General features: G+C 64.1%; 21 protein-coding genes and 1 tRNA gene. 15 read left to right on the top strand and 7 right to left on the bottom strand.

The genetic code is table 11. The features are described 5' to 3' along the window. Positions 1 to 36: 36 nt before the first annotated feature. From ABIB78_RS34910 to ABIB78_RS34900, 3 genes are read left to right on the top strand one after another with little or no spacing between them, the layout of a single operon-like run. Positions 37 to 1,191, top strand: a complete 1,155-nt coding sequence (locus ABIB78_RS34910) for an 8-amino-7-oxononanoate synthase (protein WP_429033193.1) — start codon at positions 37 to 39, stop codon at positions 1,189 to 1,191. Then, positions 1,188 to 1,820, top strand: a complete 633-nt coding sequence (bioD, locus tag ABIB78_RS34905) for a dethiobiotin synthase (protein WP_429033191.1) — start codon at positions 1,188 to 1,190, stop codon at positions 1,818 to 1,820. The genes ABIB78_RS34910 and bioD overlap by 4 nt, the downstream gene beginning before the upstream one ends. Then, entirely contained in the window at positions 1,817 to 3,079 is a 1,263-nt protein-coding gene (locus ABIB78_RS34900) for an adenosylmethionine--8-amino-7-oxononanoate transaminase (RefSeq protein ID WP_429033188.1), read from the top strand. Before bioD ends, ABIB78_RS34900 begins: the two co-directional genes overlap by 4 nt. An 80-nt stretch (positions 3,080 to 3,159) precedes the next feature. On the opposite strand, the gene ABIB78_RS34895 is transcribed toward ABIB78_RS34900, so the two are convergent. Next, positions 3,160 to 4,377 (bottom strand): hypothetical protein, encoded by a 1,218-nt coding sequence (locus ABIB78_RS34895; protein ID WP_429033186.1) that lies wholly within the window; start codon positions 4,375 to 4,377, stop codon positions 3,160 to 3,162. Between the two features lie 299 nt (positions 4,378 to 4,676). On the opposite strand from ABIB78_RS34895, the gene ABIB78_RS34890 reads away from it, so the two are divergent. After that, positions 4,677 to 6,086, top strand: coding sequence for an MFS transporter (locus tag ABIB78_RS34890; protein ID WP_429033183.1), 1,410 nt, complete (start codon positions 4,677 to 4,679; stop codon positions 6,084 to 6,086). Here ABIB78_RS34890 and ABIB78_RS34885 read toward each other — a convergent pair. Further along, positions 6,083 to 6,985, bottom strand: a complete 903-nt coding sequence (locus ABIB78_RS34885; RefSeq protein WP_429033180.1) for a LysR family transcriptional regulator — start codon at positions 6,983 to 6,985, stop codon at positions 6,083 to 6,085. The two genes, ABIB78_RS34890 and ABIB78_RS34885, sit on opposite strands and share 4 nt — an antisense overlap. A 97-nt stretch (positions 6,986 to 7,082) precedes the next feature. On the opposite strand from ABIB78_RS34885, the gene ABIB78_RS34880 reads away from it, so the two are divergent. From ABIB78_RS34880 to ABIB78_RS34860, 5 genes are all read left to right on the top strand, one after another. Further along, a complete protein-coding gene (locus ABIB78_RS34880; protein WP_429033177.1) occupies positions 7,083 to 7,784 on the top strand; it encodes a haloacid dehalogenase type II in 702 nt (233 codons plus the stop codon). Further along, the gene (locus ABIB78_RS34875; protein ID WP_429033174.1) at positions 7,771 to 9,009 is read left to right on the top strand and encodes a CaiB/BaiF CoA transferase family protein; all 1,239 of its coding nucleotides are present in this window, start codon (positions 7,771 to 7,773) and stop codon (positions 9,007 to 9,009) included. The genes ABIB78_RS34880 and ABIB78_RS34875 overlap by 14 nt, the downstream gene beginning before the upstream one ends. Before the next feature lie 141 nt (positions 9,010 to 9,150). Continuing rightward, the gene (locus ABIB78_RS34870; RefSeq protein WP_429033171.1) at positions 9,151 to 9,423 is read left to right on the top strand and encodes a pentapeptide repeat-containing protein; all 273 of its coding nucleotides are present in this window, start codon (positions 9,151 to 9,153) and stop codon (positions 9,421 to 9,423) included. Between the two features lie 75 nt (positions 9,424 to 9,498). Further along, positions 9,499 to 9,969 (top strand): aminoacyl-tRNA deacylase, encoded by a 471-nt coding sequence (locus ABIB78_RS34865; protein ID WP_429033168.1) that lies wholly within the window; start codon positions 9,499 to 9,501, stop codon positions 9,967 to 9,969. A gap of 124 nt (positions 9,970 to 10,093) precedes the next feature. Then, on the top strand, positions 10,094 to 10,513 hold the full coding sequence (locus ABIB78_RS34860; protein WP_429033165.1) for a CBS domain-containing protein: 420 nt from the start codon (positions 10,094 to 10,096) through the stop codon (positions 10,511 to 10,513). Between the two features lie 77 nt (positions 10,514 to 10,590). Here the strand turns inward: ABIB78_RS34860 and ABIB78_RS34855 are convergent. After that, positions 10,591 to 10,667, bottom strand: a tRNA-Arg gene (locus tag ABIB78_RS34855). A gap of 235 nt (positions 10,668 to 10,902) precedes the next feature. Here ABIB78_RS34855 and ABIB78_RS34850 point away from each other — a divergent pair. The 3 genes from ABIB78_RS34850 (at position 10,903) to ABIB78_RS34840 (ending at position 12,836) form a co-directional block, all read left to right on the top strand. Further along, a complete protein-coding gene (locus tag ABIB78_RS34850) occupies positions 10,903 to 11,250 on the top strand; it encodes a hypothetical protein (protein ID WP_429033162.1) in 348 nt (115 codons plus the stop codon). Between the two features lie 181 nt (positions 11,251 to 11,431). Further along, positions 11,432 to 12,469, top strand: a complete 1,038-nt coding sequence (locus ABIB78_RS34845; protein ID WP_429033159.1) for an alpha/beta hydrolase — start codon at positions 11,432 to 11,434, stop codon at positions 12,467 to 12,469. A 109-nt stretch (positions 12,470 to 12,578) separates the two neighbouring features. Continuing rightward, complete coding sequence (locus tag ABIB78_RS34840; RefSeq protein ID WP_429033298.1) at positions 12,579 to 12,836, top strand: GCG_CRPN prefix-to-repeats domain-containing protein; 258 nt, start codon at positions 12,579 to 12,581, stop codon at positions 12,834 to 12,836. Positions 12,837 to 12,856: 20 nt separating this feature from the next. On the opposite strand, the gene ABIB78_RS34835 is transcribed toward ABIB78_RS34840, so the two are convergent. Continuing rightward, on the bottom strand, positions 12,857 to 13,261 hold the full coding sequence (locus ABIB78_RS34835; protein WP_429033157.1) for a YccF domain-containing protein: 405 nt from the start codon (positions 13,259 to 13,261) through the stop codon (positions 12,857 to 12,859). Positions 13,262 to 13,463: 202 nt separating this feature from the next. Here ABIB78_RS34835 and ABIB78_RS34830 point away from each other — a divergent pair, with 202 nt between their 5' ends. After that, positions 13,464 to 14,075, top strand: a complete 612-nt coding sequence (locus tag ABIB78_RS34830; RefSeq protein WP_429033154.1) for a carboxymuconolactone decarboxylase family protein — start codon at positions 13,464 to 13,466, stop codon at positions 14,073 to 14,075. A gap of 229 nt (positions 14,076 to 14,304) precedes the next feature. On the opposite strand, the gene ABIB78_RS34825 is transcribed toward ABIB78_RS34830, so the two are convergent. Continuing rightward, positions 14,305 to 16,077 carry a putative bifunctional diguanylate cyclase/phosphodiesterase gene (locus tag ABIB78_RS34825; RefSeq protein ID WP_429033152.1) on the bottom strand — a complete coding sequence of 591 codons (1,773 nt, stop codon included), beginning with the start codon at positions 16,075 to 16,077 and terminating at the stop codon, positions 14,305 to 14,307. Between the two features lie 204 nt (positions 16,078 to 16,281). Beyond that, positions 16,282 to 17,244, bottom strand: a complete 963-nt coding sequence (locus ABIB78_RS34820) for a sensor histidine kinase (protein WP_429033149.1) — start codon at positions 17,242 to 17,244, stop codon at positions 16,282 to 16,284. Positions 17,245 to 17,422: 178 nt separating this feature from the next. Here ABIB78_RS34820 and ABIB78_RS34815 point away from each other — a divergent pair, with 178 nt between their 5' ends. Together ABIB78_RS34815 and ABIB78_RS34810 are read left to right on the top strand one after the other, a co-directional pair. Then, on the top strand, positions 17,423 to 18,265 hold the full coding sequence (locus ABIB78_RS34815; protein ID WP_429033146.1) for an SDR family NAD(P)-dependent oxidoreductase: 843 nt from the start codon (positions 17,423 to 17,425) through the stop codon (positions 18,263 to 18,265). Positions 18,266 to 18,290: 25 nt separating this feature from the next. After that, positions 18,291 to 19,310: an adenylate/guanylate cyclase domain-containing protein gene (locus tag ABIB78_RS34810; protein WP_429033143.1), complete on the top strand. Its 1,020-nt coding sequence runs from the start codon at positions 18,291 to 18,293 to the stop codon at positions 19,308 to 19,310. Positions 19,311 to 19,530: 220 nt separating this feature from the next. On the opposite strand, the gene ABIB78_RS34805 is transcribed toward ABIB78_RS34810, so the two are convergent. Continuing rightward, positions 19,531 to 20,466 carry a c-type cytochrome gene (locus ABIB78_RS34805; protein ID WP_429033141.1) on the bottom strand — a complete coding sequence of 312 codons (936 nt, stop codon included), beginning with the start codon at positions 20,464 to 20,466 and terminating at the stop codon, positions 19,531 to 19,533. Positions 20,467 to 21,142 lie beyond the last annotated feature (676 nt).

The raw sequence follows: 21,142 nt of genomic DNA, 5'->3' as shown, positions 1-21,142 counted from the left end.
TTCGCGCGCGACTAACCGCCTTCCTGAGAGTGAAGCATGAGCGCAATCCATGCGGCCAACGCCGCTGATTACGCCGCGGCCTTGCGCGCCCTGAGCAAGGACGATCGGCTGCGCGGCCTCACGCCGCGCGCAGGCGTCGATTTCGCATCGAACGACTATCTGGCGCTTGCGAGCGCGCCACGCATCAAGAACGCCGTCTCGGCCGCGCTCGCGGCCGGCACGCCGATCGGCGCCGGCGGATCGCGCTTGTTGCGCGGCAATTGCGAGGAGCACGAACGGCTCGAAGCCGATGCAGCCACGTTCTTTCGCGCCGAGACCGCGCTGTTCTTTGGCGGCGGCTACGTCGCCAATTTCGCCGTGCTGACGACGTTGCCGCAACGCGGCGACCTGGTTGTTCTCGATTCCCTGGTGCACGCCAGCATCCACGAAGGCGCGCGGGCCGGCCGGGCCGAGTTCCGGATCAGCGCGCACAATGATCCCCAATCGGTCGAAGACACCATTCGCAGCTGGCGCGCCCAGGGCGGAACCGGCCGGGTCTGGATCGTGGTCGAAAGCGTCTACAGCATGGATGGCGACGTCGCCCCGCTCGACGATCTCGTCGCCATCGCGGAGCGGCACGAGGCATTCCTGATGGTGGACGAGGCGCACGGCACCGGTGTCTATGGCGAGCAGGGGCGAGGGCTGACGGCGCCCTATGAAGGGCGCGAGAATCTGGTGATCGTTCATACCTGCGGCAAGGCGCTGGGCGCCGCGGGCGCGCTGGTCACGGCCTCGACCGTGCTGCGCGACTTCATGGTCAATCGCTGCCGCCCGTTCATCTTCGCCACTGCGCCGTCACCCCTGACGGCGGTTGCCGTGCGTGAGGCACTTCTGATCCTGCAGGAGGAGCCCGAGCATCAGCAGCGACTCGCGAGCCTGGTCGCCTTCACGCATCGCGAGCTCGATCTGCGCGGTTGGCGCAGTCCGTCGCGCTCGCAGATCGTGCCCTATGTCGTCGGCGACAATGCGCGCGCGATGCAGCTAGCATCGGCGCTGCAGGCGCGGGGTTTCGACATTCGCGGCATCAGGCCGCCGACCGTGCCGGCGGGGACAGCGCGCTTGCGCATTGCACTGACCCTCAATGTCGACGAGGACGGCGTGCGCGCGCTGCTCGATGCGCTCGTCGAGGAGACGAAGGGCTGGTCGCGATGAGCTGCCGGATCGTGGTGACCGGCACCGATACCGGAATCGGGAAGTCGATCTTCTCCGCAGGCCTCGCCGGCTTCCTTGGCGCGAGCTACTGGAAGCCGGTTCAGTCCGGCCTCGAGGACGAGACCGATGCGCAACTGGTGGCGCGGCTTGCGGGTCTCGCGGCCGATCGCATCGTGCCTGAGCGTTACCGCCTTCGCACGCCGGCTTCGCCGCATCAGTCCGCCGCGATCGACGGCGTGCGCATCGACCCCGCCGCACTAGACGTGCCCGACAGCGGGGGGCGGCCGCTCGTGATCGAGGGCGCCGGTGGGCTGATGGTGCCGCTGAATGACGACACGCTCTTTATCGACATGTTCGCGCGATGGCGGCTTCCGGTGGTGCTCTGCGCCCGCACGGCGCTCGGCACCATCAATCACTCGCTGTTGTCGATCGAGGCGCTGAGCCAGCGCCGGATCGACATTCTCGGGATCGCATTCATCGGCGACAGCAATCCCGAGAGCGAGCGGGCAATTTGCGAGATCGGGCAAGTGCGTCGGTTGGGCCGGTTGCCCTGGCTCTCTCCGCTTGCGGCAGACTCGCTGCGAGCCGCGTTCAAGGCTTCGTTCCAGCGCGACGACTTCAATCCATGACGTCCCCGCAGAAGTCGCCGATCTGGCACCCGTTCACCCAGCACGCGCTGTACGACAGGATGACGAAGATCGTGCGCGGCGAGGGCGCCTATCTCTACACCGCCGATGACCGCCGGATTATCGATGCGATTGCATCCTGGTGGGTCGTGACCCACGGCCATTGCCATCCGCATATCGTGAGCGCGATCCAGAAGCAGGCGGAACAGCTCAACCAGATCATCTTTGCCGGTCATACCCACGAACCGGCCGAAGCGGTTGCCGCAGAGCTCCTGAAGCTTGCGCCCCGTGGCCTCGACTACGTGTTCTTTTCCGACTCCGGCTCGACCAGCGTGGAAGTGGCGCTGAAAATGGCGCTCGGCTATTGGCACAATATCGGCGTGCCGCGCACGCGCGTCATCGTCATGGAGCACTCCTACCATGGCGACACCGTGGGGACGATGTCGGTCGGCGCGCGAGGCGTCTTCAATGCGGCCTACGAGCCGCTGCTGTTCGACGTCGTGTCAATCCCGTTTCCCGCCGCCGGTCATGAGCAGGCGACGCTCGATGCGCTCGAAGCCGCGTGCCAGAGGGAGAACCCGGCAGCGTTCATCGTCGAGCCGCTGATCCTGGGTGCGGGCGGGATGCTGATGTATCCGCCCTGGGTGCTAACCGAGATGAAGCGCATCTGCGAAGCCTTTAGCGTGCTGTTCATTGCCGACGAGGTCATGACCGGCTGGGGCCGGACCGGCACCTTGTTCGCGTGCGAGCAGGCGGCCATCACGCCGGACATCGCCTGCTATTCGAAGGGTCTCACCGGCGGATCGCTGCCGCTCGCGGTGACGCTTTGCCGTGCCGACATCTACGACGCGCATTATTCCAGCGATCGTTCGCGAACGTTCTTCCATTCGAGCTCGTACACGGCGAATCCGGTCGCCTGCGCCGCCGCAGGGGCGAACCTCGAACTCTGGCAACACGGCGCACACGAGCGCGTTGCCTCGGTCGCCGCGATGCAGGAGCGCCTGATCGCACCATTCCACGCCGATGCACGGTTCGAGAACGTCCGCCGCACCGGGACCATCACCGCGCTTGACCTGAAGGTAAGCGATGCCGGCTATCTCGCGGGCATCGGCCAGCGGCTTCAGGCCTTCTTTGCAGGCCGAAATCTGCTGCTGCGACCGCTCGGCAACACGATCTATGTCATGCCGCCGTACTGCGTCACCGAGTCGGACCTCGGGGAAATCTACGCCGGGATCAGGGCTGCGGCCGACGAACTGGCCTGACGTGGCGCTCTGCGCGCCAGGACCTCCAACGGCTATGATACGACATCGACGTGCCCTTGCAGGCACGCCGATGAGCTGGATCATTGGTGCTTATGCGGCGCCGGATGTGGCCTCGCGGCCGGATGCGGCCGTGGCGCAGGATGGGGCCGCGGTGCTGGCCGCGACACGTGCGGCGGAGGAGGAGGACGGCGTGCAGCCAGTTGCGCGACGTGCGGCGTCGGCGGATGCGCGGCCGCGCGTGGCGGAGGTGGTGCGTGCTGTGCGAGCTGCGGCCTGGGTGCATGCACGGCTGGCGCGGCGACGTGCGGCGCCGGTGCGGGATGTTGGCCAGCGCCGGGCAGGGCGTGCCCTGTCGGCAGCGCGTGTGCCGCCGGGAGAGCGTGTCCCGCAGGCAGGGCATGTCCTGTTGGTGGTGTGTGCGCTGGCGGCAGAGCGTTTCCGCTCGGCAGAGCGTGTGCGGCCGGCAAAGCGTTTCCTGTTGGCAGCGCGTGTCCGGGCGGCAGGGCGTTTCCCGTCGGCAAAGCGTGACCGGTCGTTGGTTGTGCATGCCGGGGCGGCGGCGCCGCGATCGGCTTGCCCGGGCGTGCGGCGATCACGCCCGCGCCGCTGAATCGTGCTGCGTGGGCGGTCGCGGCGATTGCCGGATGACCATGGTTGTTGGCGAGCGTCAGCGCCGGATCCTTCCTTGCCGCTTCCGCATGCCGCGTCTGCTCGCCGGTCGCAGGCACATGGTGCTCGTTCTGGGCAGCGAGCTGCTGCGACGTCGGCCGCACCATGGTGCCACCGGTGCCGCCGTTGTAGCTGACGTTGGTCGTGTTATTGATGACGGTCTTGTTGTAGACGTTGGTGACCGACACATTCGAGATGTTGTTGACGGAGCGATTGTAGAAGAAGCTGCCGCCGCGCCAGTAGCCGCCGTCATAGCCGAGGCCGGTGTAGCCGAAGCCGTAAGCGATGCCGCCGTAGAACCCAACGGTCGCTCCCCAGTATCCGGCGTGGAACGCGTAGACGCCGTCGTTCCAACCCCAGTAGCCGGGTGTCCAGAGCAATGCAGGCGCGGGCGGCAGCACCCATGTGCCGGGGACCCAGTAGTAACCGATATCGTCGCTCCACGCCCAATAGCCCGGGGTCCAGATATAGCCGTCGCCGGGAATCGGCGGCTGCTCGTAAACAGGCAATGGCGGCGGTGCTGCATCGACGCTGATGCTGATGGCGAGCTGCGCGCGCGCTGGCGCAGGCGGTGAGAGACAGCAGAGGCTGAGAGCTAAGGCGAAAGGCAGTCCGGCGATGCGGCGCATGGCGCATACTCCAATCTTTTTCCCCAGCGTTGGAGTCGAATAGTGGCGGCGACATGAACCCGTTGTGAATGTTTGTGCTGACACCGTGATTTCGACATCGCGCGACAGCGGGATCGTTAATGACGGCGTACGCAAGTCAGCTCGGTGTCAGGATGGAACGCGATCGTGCCACTCGCGTCAGCTTCATCACTGCGCCAAATAGTCGAATTTTCGTTTTGAATTGGACGACGACCCCCTGCGCGTCATCAATCGATCATTGGAACATCCGGCTCGCACAAGGCCGGGCAGGGAGGTTTGGAATGGCGCGATCCGCCGACATCGACATCAACGCGGGCGCGCGCCTCGACAGGCTGCCGATCTGCGGATTCCACTGGCGCATCCTGACCCTGATCGGCGCCGGCATGTTCCTCGATGCATTCGACATCTATCTGGCCGGCGGCGTGCTGGGCGCGGTGCTCAAGGAAGGCTGGTCGACGCTCGAGCTCAACGCCGCATTCGTCTCTGCGACCTTTGTCGGAATGACGATCGGGGCCTGGTTCTCCGGCATCCTTGGCGACCGCTTCGGCCGCCGCTTCTCCTACCAGATGAACCTCGCGATCTTCGGCCTGGCATCGATCGCCGCAGCCTTCGCGCCCAGCATGACCGTTCTGATCGGCCTGCGTTTCATCATCGGCATCGGCCTCGGCGCGGAGATCGTGGTCGGCTACGCGACCTTGACGGAGTTTGTGCCGGCCGCCTCGCGCGGTCGCTGGATCGGGCTGCTGGCCGTGATCACCAATTTCTCGCTGTTCGCGTCGTCCATGATCGGCCTGTGGGTGATCCCGACGCTCGGATGGCGCTACATGTTCGCCCTCGTCGGCATCCTGGCGATGATCGTCTGGTTCTTGCGCAAGTCGATGCCGGAATCGCCGCGCTGGCTCGCCGCCAACGGACGCGCCGATGAAGCCGAGAAAATTCTGTCGGCGATCGAAGCGGAGGCTGCGCGAAAGGGAACGCTGGCTCCCATCGCCGCCAGCGCGACGGCGCCGGAGCCTCCCGGTGCGGTTTGGCGTCTGTTCCAGCCGCCCTATCTCGCGCGCACGCTGCTCGGCAGCCTATTGCACATCGTCGTCGGCTTCAGCCTCTACGGGTTCATCGGCTGGCTGCCGACCTTCATGGTCAAGGGCGGCCACAGCGTGGTCTCGTCGCTGGGCTACACCACCGTGATGGCGCTGGGCGGGCCGGTCGGATCGCTGATCGGGCTCGTGCTGGCGGACCGGCTCGGACGCAGGCTCTCGATCGTCTGCTCGTCGATTGCGGCTGCGGTGCTCGGCATTGCCTATCCGTATATGGCGGACGGTGTTGCGCTTGCAGGCGTAGGCTTCCTGCTGGTCACCGCGATCTATGTCATGCTGGCGACCGGGTTCGCGATGCACGTCCCCGAACTGTTCCCGACGCGCTACCGGCTTCGCGGCACGGCGATCTGCGCCACGTCCGGACGGATCGCGACCGCACTGGTCCAGTACGTCGTGGTCGCAATCTTCGCCTGGCAAGGCTTGACCGGCGTGCTCACGACCCTGGCCGGCATCCTCGTCTTCCAGGCCGTGGTGTTTCTCGCGTTTGGATTCGAGACCAAGGGACGATCGCTGGAGGACGCGTCGGCGGTCACGAACGCCGAGGCAGGACATCAGTCGTCGATCGCACGGAGACCGGCGGACATCGGGGCCTAACTCAGATCGGAGCAGGCCGCCCTGAGCCCTTCGCGGAGCCAGCCATTTGCATTGCTCTGATCGTATCTACGATGCCAGTACAACATCCAGTCGAACGGCGCGGACTCGAACGGCAGTTCCTCCATTCGCAGACCGTCGTCCATCAGCACGGCGGCGAGGTGCCGCGGCATCACCGCGAGCAGGTCGGTCTGCTTGAGAACGTGAGGCACGACGAGCCAATGCGGCACATTCAGCGCGATGCGTCGCCGATGGCCGCGTTCGGCGAGCACGTCGTCGACGAAGCGAAGGTCGGTCGGGCTCATCGAGACCTTCATGTGCTCTTGCGCGATGAAGCGCTCGAAGGTCAGCCGTCCGCGCCTGACCTGGTGACCGCTCCGCATCAGGCAGACCATGCGGTCGCCAAGCAGCGTCTCCGAACGGATCGATGCGGAATGCTCGAGCCCCATGCTCACCGCCACGTCGATCTCGTCCCGCTCCAGCGCATCGATCGTCAAAGCGGGCGGCAGATGGATCGTGTTGTAGGAGATCCGCGCATCGGGCGGCCGCGCCGCGGCGAGCCGCGGCAGCAGCAGGCACGCGAGAATGTCCGACATCCTGATCGTGAAGGTGCGTTCGGTCCGGCCTGGATCGAAGCCGGCGTCGCTCGCCATCACGCGCTCGACCTGCCGCAAGACCTGGCGCAGCGGCTCCGCCAGTTCGGTGGCGCGGGGCGTGGGCTTCATCCCGGCCGTCGTCCGTACCAGGAGTTCGTCCTCGAACATCGCGCGCAGCCGGTTGAGCGCGTTGCTCATCGCCGGTTGACTGAGGCCGACGCGGTCGGCCGCCCTGGTGACATGACGCTCGGTCAGCAGTGCGTCCAACGCGACGAGCAGATTGAGGTCGATGGATCGGAGGTTCATGCCGCCATTCATATCGTGAATAGTGAGAGATCACAAATCCATTTCATCTATGGCGGCGCGGCAAGTATCCAGTCGATCTGAAACCAAGGAGGCATCAGTGAGCTTTGAAACCATCAAGCGCGACGTGAAGGTCTGCATGTTCGATCAGTACGGGACGGTCGTCGACATGCAGGGCGGCCTGACCAAAATCGCGGCACCGTTCCTTGCGAAGAAGCGCTGGAAGGGCGATCCGAATTCCTTTGTCACATGGTGGCGCCGCACGCATTTCGAGAACTCCATGATCGATGCGCTGCTGCATCGCGAGCACACGCCCTATCGCGAGATCGGGCATCGCGCGGTGTGCCATGTGATGGACCGCGCCAAGATCGACTACACGATGGACGAGGTGCGCTACCTCGTCGGCGAGATCGAGAAGCTGGTGCCGTTTCCGGAAGTGCCGGAAGCGCTTGCGCGGCTGCAACGCAAATACAAGCTCGTGGTGCTCTCGAACGGCGATCCCGACATGCTCGAGACCGCGAAGCAGTACCACAAGGTCCCGTTCGATCGCGTGATCTCGGTGGCCGAAGCCAATTCGTTCAAGCCGCATGTCGCAACCTATACGAAAGCGGCGGAGATCATGGGCGTGAAGCCCGCCGAGGTGCTGTTCGTGGCCAATCATGCCTTCGACTGCATCGGGGCCAAGTCCGCCGGCATGCGGACGGCTTTCATCGACCGGCGCAGCCGTCCGTTCGGCATCACGCCGCACCAGCCCGATATCCTGGTGCCGACCATGAAGGATCTCGCCGATGCGATCGTCTGATCGCGAGCCGCTGTCCGGCATCAGGGTCCTCGACCTCTGCCGGGTGGTCTCCGGCCCGTTTGCCACGATGCAACTCGGCGATCTCGGCGCCGACATCGTCAAGATCGAGGATCCGCAGAAAGGCGACGAAAGCCGCGGCTACGGGCCGCCCTTCGTCGGCGGCGAGAGCGCGTATTTCCTGTCGGTGAACCGCAACAAGCGCAGTTGCGCCATCGATCTGAAGTCGCCGGCCGGTCGCGACGCGGTGCTCGATCTTGCGTCCGCAGCCGACGTCGTGATCGAGAATTTTCGCCCGGGCACGCTCGACAAATGGGGGCTCGGCTTCGACGCGCTGCGCGCCCGCAGACCGGACATCATCCTGTGCAGCATCTCGGGGTTCGGCCGCACCGGTGCGGACGCCTTGCGCCCCGGCTACGATCTGATCCTTCAGGGCGAATCCGGCGTGATGGATATCACCGGCGATCCGATTGGGCCGCCGACCAAGGTCGGCACGTCGATCGCCGACCTCGTCACCGGCCTTTATGCGTCGCATTCGGTGCTCGCCGCCTTGATGCGGAAGAGCCGGACGGGCGAAGGTGGGCGAGTCGACGTCTCCATGCTCGACTCCATGGCGTCGCTCCTGACATTCAACGCCGGCATGTACTTCGCATCGGGGCAAAGCCCCGGGCGACGGGGCAACGTCCATCCGACCATCAGTCCATACGAACCGTTCGAGGCGAGTGACGGCTGGATCAATGTCGGGGTCGCGAACGACAAGTTCTGGGCGGCCTTTTGCGACGTCATCGGTCGACCGGACCTGCGCGAAGATATCAGTTTCGCAACCGCCCCGAAGCGCGCGGCGAGCCGCAACGATCTCGTCGCGATCCTCGCTCCCATCTTTGCCCGCAGGACCCGCGCCGATTGGCTGCAGGCGTTGGCTGCGGCGGGCATTCCGTGCGGGGCGATCAAGTCGGTCGGCGAAGTCTGCGAGACGCCGCAACTCACGCAGCGGGGCATGGTGCAGACCGTCCGCCATCCAGCCGCGGGGGACGTGAGGTTCATCGCCAGGCCGACGCGGTTCGGCGACGAGCCGCCGGCACCTTCCACGCCGCCGCCAATGCTCGGCGAACACACACGCGAGGTGCTTGCGGAATGGCGCGGCTGGACCGACGATCGGCTCGAGAGATTCGCCGTCGAAGGCGCGTTCGGAGATTTTGGACGGGCCTTCGTGCGGTCGCCCAAGTGAGTATCGCAATCAAGTAAGTGCCGTGATGAGAGATATCGCCGAGCAGATGATGCGTCGCGCCGTCTCTCGCCGCGGTCCGCGAAGGGCGCGTGACCTGTCACGCGACCTTCCTGAAGCGCGGCCGGATGAGCGGAGCCAATCTTGCGCGCCGATCTCGAATTCGCGCAGTTGCAGAATGCCAGTTTGGCGAACTGCAACCTCAGCAAGGCTGACCTTGCGGGAGCAGATCTATCTGGCGCCAATCTCGCCGGCGCCGATTTCACCGAGGCCGACCTTGCGTCGGTCCTCTTGCCGGGTGCGACCGCGCTGGCCGAGCCCGCAATCTGGACAAGGCCCGGAACTTGGACCTGGCGCGGCGCCCAAACTAGCGATCGAATTGCACTGTCCTGTAGCAGGACTTATATTTTATGTTGAGAACCGCGCAGCCGCTCATCGTGCGGCAGGCAGGGACCACGGTGGATGGTTGCATGTCGCACCGGAGGTGATGCCATGACCATGTCTCCCACACTGCACAAATATCTCGCTGCGGAAAACATCGCGTACGACGAGATCCCGCATGTGCTCACGTTGTCGTCAGCCCTGACCGCCCAGGCATGTCACGTCCCGGGTGATCGCCTGGCCAAGGCTGTTGTGTTGCGCCGCAATGGCGGCTACCTGCTCGCCGTGCTGCCGGCATCGCATCACCTCAAGCTGGCGGATCTGAAGGCGAGCTTCGGTGACGATATAGCCATGGCTGCTGAAAGCGAGATCGATCGGCTGTTCGCGGACTGTGCGCATGGGGCGATTCCCGCCGCCGGCATCTGCTATGGGCTCGACGTTATCGTTGATGACAGCATCCAGATGCAGCCCGAGATCTATATCGAAGCCGGCGATCATGAGACGTTGCTTCATCTCGACCGTGCGCAATTCGCGCGCTTGACCGCCGGTTCCCTGCACGGCCGCTTCAGTGCGCACGACTGAGGCGACATGATAGCCGGGCCCTCTGTCGCTGCGCCTTGACCAAGGCGCAGCACGCATGCGGTCACGCCCGATCTGTTGTATAGTTGCGAGCGAGGGGGCGGCTGCCTTGCAAGGGAGGTCCTCCATGAAGGTCAAGGATGTGATGCACAAGGGCGTCGATTGGGTCAGCCCCGATACCCCGATCACTGAAATCGCGAAATTGATGCAAGGGCACGACGTCGGCTGCATTCCGGTCGGGCAAGACGATCGTCTGATCGGGATGGTGACGGATCGCGACCTCGTCTGCAAAGGTCTTGCGAGCAAGGACTTCAACTCCACGCGCACCACAGCGCGCGACGTGATGACCGAAGGCATCCACTGCTGCCGGGAAGACGACGATCTGGCGAAAGCGGTGCATCACATGGAGACGCTGAAGATCCGCAGGCTGCCTGTCATTAACAAGAGCAAACGGATGGTCGGCATGGTCAGCCTGGGGGATATAGGCCGCTTTGCCGGTGCCGATCTGATGTCCCAATGCATGAAGAGCGTGTCGGCTCATCATTGAGGCGAAGCCGGTCTGCCGGAAACCGGCAGACCGGCCGGCACCATGGCCGGACATCGAAGCGGACAAAAAAATCGAAGTGGCGCACCCGACACGATTCGAACGTGTGACCTTTGCCTTCGGAGGGCAACGCTCTATCCAGCTGAGCTACGGGTGCGTGCAGCCACCATTTAGCTGATTGGCTCCGGGTCGGCAACGGCGTTGTCCGGCCGCTCAAGGGCTGTAAACTGCCTGCGCCAATATGACAGGCCTTGCGGAAAAGGCCGTCTTTCGAGGGAGTTTGCCCATGCGTCCGCTGGAATTCGGCTGGTATCTGCCCACGCATGGCGACACCACGGCCTATGGGCTGATGGAGGCGCAGGTCGCCTGGTTCGGCGGAACTCTGCGAGCGTGTGGTTCAGGCCGCCGAGGATGCCGGGTTTGAATATCTGCTGATCCCGGTCGGCTCGGTGTGCTGGAGGCATGGATATCCGGCGCCTTCATGGGAGCAGCTCGCGCGCGACTATGGCGACCTCCTGATGCCGCATCTGTGGATCGGAATCACCAAGGTGCGGCCCGGCGCCGGCATCGCTGTGGTCGGCAATCCCGAGCAATGCGCCGCGACCTTGCAGCGGTTCATCGATGCCGGCTGCCACTCGTTCTGCCTGTCCGTCCATCTGCATGACGAGGAGGCCGAGCGGTTCGGCCGCCTGATTCGCCCGATAGCTGCCGCGAACAATCGCGGGCGGCTCGCCGCCTGAAGTGCGATCGCGGAAGATGTGAGGCGGCTTTCCAAAATTTCATGCGTGAACCGGCGCCCACCGCGCGATGATCGAGCCGGATCGCATCGCGCCTGCTAGGGTGTTTTCGAGCGAAGTGAGTACCGGTTCGCGTCAAGAAAACGCGGTAAAACAAGAATCTCGGCACCAACGGAGTTGAACCATGCATCATCGGGGCTGGCTTGCGGCATTGACGCTGCTCGTCGCGACCGTTCACGCGCCCGTCGCGTCGGCAACGCAGGCGCAGATCGAGCGCGACCAGAAGCCAGTCAAGGAAATCGCCAGCGGCCGCATTGCCGTCGGCAGCGCGACCGTTCCGGTCTACCTCTCGGCCGACTGGTCCAATCCGCTGCCGGACGTCACCCGCGCGGTTCTCGTGCTGCACGGTGTGCTGCGCAATGCCGACGACTATTTCCGCGCCGCGCTGAGTGCGCAGGCCGCGGCCGGCGATGCCGGCAAGGCGACGCTGATGATCGCGCCGCAATTCCTGATCGAGCCCGACGTCGATGCGTTCAAGCTGCCGGCGGAGACGCTGCGCTGGAGCCTCTATGGCTGGCAGGGCGGCGAGCCCGCGATCGCGCCGAACCCGGCGAGCTCGTTCGAGGCGCTCGACGCCATCCTGGCAAAACTCGGCGACCGCAAGCTGTTTCCGAACTTGAAAGAGGTCGTCGTCTTCGGCCATTCCGGCGGAGGCCAGGTGGTGCAGCGCTATGCGATCGCGGTGAAGGGCGATCAGGTGCTGCTGCGCGAGGGGATCGGCGTGCGCTATGTCGTCGCCAATCCTTCCTCCTACACCTATTTCACCAAGGAGCGGCCGGAGCCTGCGATCGCGGCGAACTGCCATGGCTACAATAGCTGGAAGTTCGGCATGGACCACCGTCCGCCCTATCTCGCCGACCCGACCCCGGCGGCGCTGGAGCAGAGCTATGTCGCGCGCCGCGTGATCTACCTGCTCGGAACGCTCGACACCAACCCCAACCATCCCGCGCTCGACAAATCCTGCATGGCGGAAGCCGAAGGACCATATCGTTACGCGCGCGGGCATTCCTACTTCGCCGCGATGCAGGACCGCGACAACGGCACGCCGAACCACAGCGTGTGGGACGTACCCGGCGTCGGCCATGAGGGCGGCAAGATGCTCAACTCGCCCTGCGGCCTGGCCGCCGTGTTCGACATCCCCGGCTGCGGCGCGGCGCGCTGACACACACCGGAATGTGTGCGGGGGGCGGTGGCGAGCGCCAATGATCTAGCCTACGCTAATGGCGAAACGTGAATGGAGCATCACGACCGACGGCGCAATGGAGGACATCATGAGAGCATGTTTGCTCGTGGTTCTGACGGCTGGTGGGTTCCTTGGCTTGACCTCGGCCAAGGCCGCGGAGGGCTGTGGCACCGGTTGCCACAGAACCGTGAACGGCGCTTGTGTGATTGACGGCTGGGGCACCAGCGCGCGGCTGAGGAACGAATGCCCCGCCACTTCGCGCCCGCGTCCGCCCTGTGGTGGCCATGGGTTCACGTGGAGGCGCGACTACCAGGCCTGTTCTCAGACGACGAAGGATTGGCTCTAGCCGCCCGAGCCGTCGACGCGTTACGCCGGCACGATCACCTTGCCGATCGGCCACAATGCGATGCCGGCAAGCTTGAGATGCGCCCAGGCAAACGGAATACCGATGATGGTTACGGCCAGAAGGATGGCGGTGATCACATGGCCGATCGCGAGCCACCAGCCGGCCAGGATGAACCAGATCAGATTGCCGATCACGCCGAGCGGTCCGGTTCCGATATCTGAATAGCCGGTGACTTCATCGCGGCGCATCGCACGCGAGCCGAACGGCAGCAGCGTGTAGACGGCGATGTTGAAGGCGGCGCGCGCCCAGGGCAGCCCGATAATGGTGATAGCCATGATCACCGCGGCGATCAGCCAGCCGAACGCCATCCATGCGCCGCCGATCAGGATCCAGAGGATGTTGAGGAGGATAGACACAGGCTGCATGGCTGACACCTTCGCGTAAGACCGGCCTCAATATAGGCCGGCGCACGGCGCCGCGGTAGGGTGTGGGCCAGGCGCATTGCGCCTTAAAGGGAGAACGACAATGAGAAAAAGACTTGGGCCTAGTACTCTTGGGCCTAACTCTGTTGGGCCTACGACTCTTGGGCGCACGACGTTTGGGGCTGGGACTCTTGGAGTTGGGATTTTGGCGGCGTTGGCATTTTCCGTGCAGGCCGCGCGCAGCGAGGACGCCGTGCGCTTTGCCCCGCTCAAGGCCGAGGAGCTGTCGCCGCCGCAAAAGGCCTGGGCCGACATGATCAGCGCGCCTCCGCGCAATGCCAAATTCACCGCGCCGCCTTATCGCGCCTATATCCGCAATCCCGACCTGGCGCCAAAGCTGTCGAACCTGTCGGAATATCTGCGCTGGAACACCTCGCTGCCGGCGCGGCTCAGCGAGATGGCGATCCTGATCACGGCGCGGCACTGGACCGCGCAATACGAATGGTCCGCGCACTATCCGCTGGCGATGAAGGGCGGGCTCGATCCGAAGCTCGCGGACGCCATCGCCAAGGGCACGCGCCCCGAAGGCATGAAGGATGACGAGGCCGCGCTCTACGATCTCGGTATCGCCATCTATCGCGACAGGAAGGTCAGCGACGCCGTCTACAAGGCTGCGCTGGAGAAATTCGGCGAGCGCGGCATGATGGATATCATCGGCATCATGGGATACTACGACCTGGTCTCGATGACGCTGATCACGATGCAGGCCGGCTCGGCGAACGCCAGCGTGCCGCCGCTGCCGGTGCTGGAGAAGTAGGCGGGAAGTTTGGTCGAGCCTTAGCCGCAACGGGACCGCGCTCCCTCTCCCCGTTCTTACGGGGAGAGGGTTGGGGTGAGGGGCCTGCCTCCGCAAATGCGGTGAGGGTTGTCTGCGCGGAGAATCCCCCTCACCCGGAACGTATCTGACGATGCGTTCCGACCTCTCCCGCAGGCGGGGCGAGGTAAAGTGACAAATAGCCACGGCCTGTTCGATACGAAGTGGTCGGCTAACGCCGAAAACCGCTGGCGCGCGAGTAGCTCTGGCGACCCTCCTGGGCCGGGCGCGCCGCCATGCTGGCGCGGGTCTCGCTGGCGAGCGGCGTCGCCGGCTTCAGGTCCTCGAGGAAGATCGGCCTGGCAAAATAGTAGCCCTGGGCATAGCGGATCTTGGTCGCCGCCTGCAGATAGGTCAGCTCCTCGTAGGACTCGATGCCCTCGGCGATCACGGTCATGCCGAGCGCCTCGCTCAGCGATTCGATCGCGCGCAGGATGCCCTGGCTGCGCGGCCGCTGATGGATGTCGGTGATGAAGGAGCGGTCGATCTTGATCTCGTCGGCGGTGATGTCAGCGAGCGCCGACAGCGACGAATAACCGATGCCGAAATCGTCGATCGAGATGCCGACGCCGATGCCGCGCAGGATCGGCAGGATCTGGTCCTGGAAATGCGACCGGGTCACGAACGCGTCCTCGGTCACCTCGATCATGAATCGTTTCGGGAAACCGGTCTCCTCGATCGCGCGCGCGAACCGGCGCATGAACTCGATATTGGAGGCCTGCTTGGCCGCGACATTGATGCTGATGGTCGCGGTCGGGCCGAACGTGTCGTTGATCAGGTCGATCGACTTGACGATTTCCGCCAGCACCAGAAACGTCAACTCGTCGATCAGGCCGAGCTCCACCGCGAGATTGATGAAGGTGCCGGGAGCCTGGATCACGCCCTCGTCGTCGCGCAGCCGCACCAGCGCCTCGATGCCCTTGACCTCCAGGCTGCGGATATCGACTTTGGGCTGGAATGCGCAGCAGAAGCGCTTTTCCAGGATCGCCAGCCGCAACGACTGCTCGATCTTCATCCGCGCCAGCGCCTCGCGCTCCATGCTGTTGTCGAAGAAGGCGGTCGCACCCTTGCCGTTGTTCTTGACGCGATACATCGCGATGTCGGCATTCTGGCGCAGCGCCTCGTAGCTCCGGCCATGCATGGGGTAGAGGCTGACGCCGATCGAGGTCGAGGCGAAGATCTCGGACTCCTCGATGAAGAACGGCGCCTTCAGCCGGTCCTGCATGACGTGGATGAATTCGGCGACCTCGTCGTTGCTGCTGATCGGGTTCAACAGCAGCAGGAATTCGTCGCCGGAGATGCGCGACAGGATATCGGTGTTGCGCAGCGCATGGCCGAGCCGCTTGGACAGTTCCACCAGCAGCGCATCGCCGATTGCGTGGCCATAGTAGTCGTTGATGTGCTTGAAGTTGTCGACGTCGAGGAAGGCGAGCGCGAAATGGCTCTGCGAATCGTCGCGGATCAGGCCGTTGACGCGATGCTCGATCACCCGACGCGTCGGCAGGCCGGTCAGTTCGTCGTAATAGGCCGAGCGGAACAGCTGGTCCTCGAACGCCTTCTGCTCGCTGATATCGGTCGATGTCGAGATCAGGAGATTGCGACCGGCGATCTGGACCGGCCGGTGCGAGGTGAGAAACACGTATTTGGATGCGCCGCAGGAGAGCACTTCCTCGAGCACCACCGGACGGCCGCTGCGCAGCAGGTCCAGATTGGCGGCGTGGCGCTCGTCGACCGGCGATGGCTGGCTGGCGCTGGCGGCCAGCTGCAACTGGCTCGCTGCCGCTTCATTCACCAGGATGAACTGGCCCTGTTCGTCCTGGACGGTGACGCCCGCCGGCAGCAGTTGGAGAAGGTCGCGCAAGATGCGTAGTTCATTTCCGGAAATGTCGTCTTGGCCGGTCGCTGCAGCGCCCGCCTGAAAATCGTGTTTGGTGAGACTATGCATGCGCCGACCTTGGCAAAGTCCGTTGTAGTTTTGGTTAAGCGGACCTGCGAAATGCCGTGACAGAATGAGACCCGGGCTGCTTTCGCAAGCCGTCGCGGCAATCGTCATTAACAGAGTATCAATGTCGGCTTCGGCCGCCGGTGAAAGCGATTGCGGCGCGCGCGGTTGCACCAATACATGCGCCTGTGCCGGAAAGCCGACTTATCAACAGTTGGGAAGCTCGCACTGCATGGTGCAGTGAACACCGGTCTTCAGGTAGCTGATCTCGGTCTTGCCGCCGAACGGCCGGAGCGCCGACTTCAGGAGTTTGGTGCCGAAGCCGGCTTCGCCGATGACCTCGACCACCGGTCCCTCGGTTTCATCCCAGATCACGTTGAGACGTCCATCGTCCACCGACCATGACACCTGCAGAAACCCGCGTGGCGAGGAGAAGGCGCCGTATTTTCCTGCGTTGGTTGCGAGCTCGTGGAAGATCAGCGCCAGCGAGACTGCGAGCTTGGCGGGCAGGAACAGCTGCTCGCCATTGAGATTGAACCGCACGTGGCCGTAGGGGCCGAGTTCCGAGCGCAGCAAATCCTTGATATCGCAGCCATAGCCATCGACCCGCGCGATCAGATCGTCGGTTGCGGAGAGTGCGCGGATGCGATGGTCGATGCGCTGCCAGACATCGGGGCGGTCCTGCAGCGCCTGATGCAGCACGGCATGAATGGTCGAGGACTTGTTCTTCAGCCGGTGCTGCAACTCGTCGACCACGACCTTGCGGTACTGCTCCTCCTCGATCAGCCGCTTGGAGACTTCGCGCTGCTGCGCGACCAGGGAACGGTAGTGCTCCACGCCCCAGATCGCGACGCCGCACACCGCCCAGAAGATCATCAGAAGTGCAAAGCGCGCCGGATCGGCGTGCGTGCTGTTGAAATTGAGCAGGACCCCGAGCAGGCCGCTTGCCAGCGCCGTCGCGATCCCGATCCGGAAGCCGCCAAGCGCGGTCGCGAAGAATACCGCCGGGAAATAGGGCGTGAAGAACACGTCCGGCCTGATCTGGGCGAGTCCGAAGCGGGCGGCCGTGGCCAAAGCGAGACAAAGCACGGCGAAGGCGACGGCAAGCAGCAGCGAAGGCTGGGAATCGCCTCGCCAACACGCCCTGAAATCGTCGACCCACTTCGCCATCGCTCGTTCCAGTTCACGTGAACAGGCGAACCAAAATAAGGCCGCTGCGACTGAAAAACCGCAGTTGTGGCCTTCTGGCCACAGGCGGACCTCGCCGACCGGCAGCGGCGCCTGCGCTTGCGTTGGTGACAGCGGCCGGGGAATATCCGCAACATCATACGTAAGTTGGGGGACCGGCATGGGACGGCTGGATGGCAAGGTCGCGGTAATCACAGGGGCGACCAGCGGCATCGGGTTGCGCACGGCGGAGGTCTTTGTCGCGGAGGGCGCGAGGATCGTGATCGCCGGGCGCCGCGCGCCCGAGGGCGAGGCACTGGCGCAACAGCTCGGCGAGACTTGCGTGTTTCGTCAGACCGACGTCACGGTCGAGGAGCAGATGCAGGCGCTGATCGCGCTTGCGGTCGAGAAGTTCGGCCGCATCGATTGCCTGTTCAACAATGCCGGCGGCCCGGCGCAGACCGGCGGCATCGAAGGCCTCGACGTCGCGCGGTTCGACGCCGCGATGGCGACGCTGGTGCGCAGCGTGATGCTCGGCATGAAGCATGCCGCGCCGATCATGCGCAAACAGGGTTCCGGGAGCATCATCAACAATGGCAGTATCGCCGGCCGGCTCGCCGGCTTCTCCTCGTCGATGGTCTACGGCGCCGCGAAGGCCGCCGTCATTCATTTCACCAAATGCGTGGCGATGGAGCTCGGCGAGTCCGGCATCCGCGTCAACTCGATCTCGCCCGGTGCGATCGCCACCGGGATATTCGGCAAGGCGCTGGGATTGTCGACCGATGCCGCCGAGCAGAGCGCGGCGGTGATGCGCGAGGTCTATAAGGCGGCGCAGCCGATCCCGCGTGCGGGCCTGCCCGACGACATCGCGCATGCCGCTGTGTTTCTGGCGAGCGACGAATCGAGCTTCATCAACGGCCATGACCTCGTTGTCGACGGCGCCATCACCGGTGGCCGCAACTGGAGCCAGCAGCAGGCAGGCTATGTCGCGCTGCGCAAGGCGTTCGATCAGGGGGCGGGGTAGGCACCGTCGCTCGGGGGCGGAGAGCATGAACGCGAGGCTCGAGCGGAAGCTGCGCACTCTCGGCGCCGTCATTGTGGCCGGCGTTGTGGCGAGTGTCGTGATCAATCTCGCGCAAGGCCGTCATTCGCTGGCGGCGTTCCTCGCGGGATTTGCTTATGCGTTTGTATCCTGCGTGATGCTCGGCGGGATCGAATTGTTCGTCTTTCAGGGCCCGCTGTCGGAGCGACTCAATCGCCTGTCGTTTGTTGGCCTTCTGGCGGTGCGCAGCACGGCCTACGCCGCCATTATCATCGCCATACAGTTGCTCCAGGTGGGCGAACGCGTTGCCGGATTGCCGCTCCAAACCTCCATCAGCGATTTTGGGCTCAGCATCGCCTATTCAGCCGCGATCTCGCTGGTGCTGAATTTCGGTTTCAGCATCGCCACCCTGATCGGGCCACGCGTCTTCATGAATTTCATCACCGGCCGTTACCACTCCCCGGTCGAGGAGAACCGCTTCGTGCTGTTCGTCGATATCGCAGGCTCGACCGGGCTTGCCGAGCGGCTTGGCGGCATCGGTATTCACCGCTTTCTCGATCGCACGTTCCGCCTGCTCACGGAATCGGTCGTCGATTATCGCGGTGAGGTGCTGAACTATGTCGGCGACGAGATCATCGTGACCTGGCCGGAGCATCTTGGTGCGGTCGATTGCCGGCCGCTGCGTTGCTTCGTGGCGATGCGGAGCGCGCTGCAGAAGGCGGCGCCGCAGTTCGAGCGTGAGTTCGGTGCCGTGCCGCAGATACGCGGCAGCCTGCATTTCGGTCCCGTGATCGTTGGCGAGATCGGTGACGTCAAGCCGGCCATCGTGTTCAATGGCGATGTCATGAACACCGCGGCACGGCTGGAGGAATTGAGCCGCAAGGTCGATGGCGGCTTCCTCGCCTCACGCCCGGCGATGGCGCGCTTCGCTGCGCCGCCGCCATTTCCGGTGAGCGATCTCGGCCGGCTCGCGATCCGCGGCCGCGTCGACGGCATCGACGTAGTGGGGATTGGAGCGGTGGCGTAACATTTCACCTCGCCCGCAAGCGGAGAGGCGGCGCTGTCTCGATGCGCTTGTGCAGGAAACCGTATTTGTAAGTTCGTCAACTCCGCTGCGCCTCGAATAGGAGCGTGGAGACCGGCATGGGTGCATGTCGGTCCTGGGCCAGCGGACATGCCAATAAGATCGCGCCCAGGGCATGGGACAACGGGCTGGCTCACCGTGCTGGACAGCACACCAGGCTATGCTAGGGCATGAGCGACGCCGTATAGGCGGCCAGTGCGATCATGTCCTCGATGCTGAGATTTTCAACAACGGGTTTCATGAGTTCACTATTCGCGCCCTTCCGCGCGCCGATCTTGAAGTCGAGAAGCTGCCGGAACGCATACGTCGGCGAACGGGCCGCAATCCTGGGCGCCACGGCCGTCCCTTTAAGATCGGCACCGTGACAAGCGGCGCATTGGAGGCGGAGATCGCTGTTCGTCGCCAACGCCCGCCCTTTCTCAATGCTGCCTAGGGGGACATAGGCGATGAAACGAGCACGCGAGTCCCGACTGACAAAATGTTCGACGTTTTCTGGAATCTCGATGATGCGCTGGCCGATGGGCTCCTTCTCGTCGCCATCGACCCGTGCCAGAAACAAGTCCCTGACGTGTGTCTTCGGGACGGTATCGGTTTCTGTGACCGCAATATTCGGTCTTGGCTTGATCGACGCAAAATACTCCGCGGCTTCCCTGAGTTCTTGATCAGTCACTCCTTTCGACGCCTTGATCATTAGGTCGGTGGCGACCCGCGGCACTGAGTTCGTGCGCAGGCCCGTCTTGAAATCCGCCGTTTGCCCGATGATGTATTCCGCGGAAAGACCGAACAGGCTGGCATTCTCGGGGCCGCCCGGTCCGTCCACCCGGTGACAGACGCCGCAGGCGAACACGTCAGGCTTTCTCCCCGTTGCCACGATTGCCGGCATTGGCGGATGATCTTGGGGGTGCCAGTCGGGCGCGGCGAACAGATCGCGCACTTGCGTGAGCGTAAAGCCGGCGGTGCTGTCTGGCACTTGCCTGATCGTCCCATCGTCGGGTGCGCGTTGAAAATTTGGCGGGTTTACCGGATAGGCCCATGACGGTGGGCTGTCTTCGCTGCGGGCGGGCGACGCCGCCGCAAGCAATACGAATGAAACCGTCAAAAGCGCGCTGCAAATTCTCATGGCTCTCGACCCCCGTGCACGACGGTGAAGCCCAATAATTTCTGTACGGAGGCGAAGATCGGAGGCGGCGATCCTTAACGCTCACGAAGCGTCGGATACGGCGACTTCTCCGACCTCACCCCCAAAGAAGCATTCAACGCCGGGGACTCGATTCCGTCAATATCGATCAGCCGCCTCGGCCAGCCTCGGATCAAGCCCGGAGCGCACGGTGACAAAAAAGGCTAGTCTCGCCGGGGAGCACGAAGTAAGCCGTAAAACCATCGCGCAGGGAAAGCCGGGTTGCTTCCGGTTACACCTGTGGTCCTACCCCCGAGCTTTCTTCCCATTGCTCGGAGCCCATGGGTGCGATCGGCACCCGGCTTTTCCTGCGCCCTCTGATTTCAGCGAGGGCGGAACGAAGAGCAAAGCTCGGACGATTCATGTCGCGAGAACGCGGAAGTATGACTCACCGGCGGTCCAACAAATTCGGTGTCGTCCCTGCGAAAGCAGGGACCCACAGCCACGAATGTCAATTGGGTTGCAGCGCTGGGGCCGCACTCCCGCTCACCACCACGACCAGGGGTTGATGGGGTGGACGGCCCCCTACGGCATCAGTTGTGCCAGAATGAGGTTGTTGCAAATCTCAGACAAGGGAGCCGTCCGTGAGAGAGATTAT

Source organism: Bradyrhizobium sp. I1.14.4, from assembly GCF_050435825.1.
Taxonomy (GTDB): Bacteria; Pseudomonadota; Alphaproteobacteria; order Rhizobiales; family Xanthobacteraceae; genus Bradyrhizobium.
Note: the sequence above shows the minus strand (reverse complement) of the source record. Positions and strands in the feature narration are given on the sequence as shown.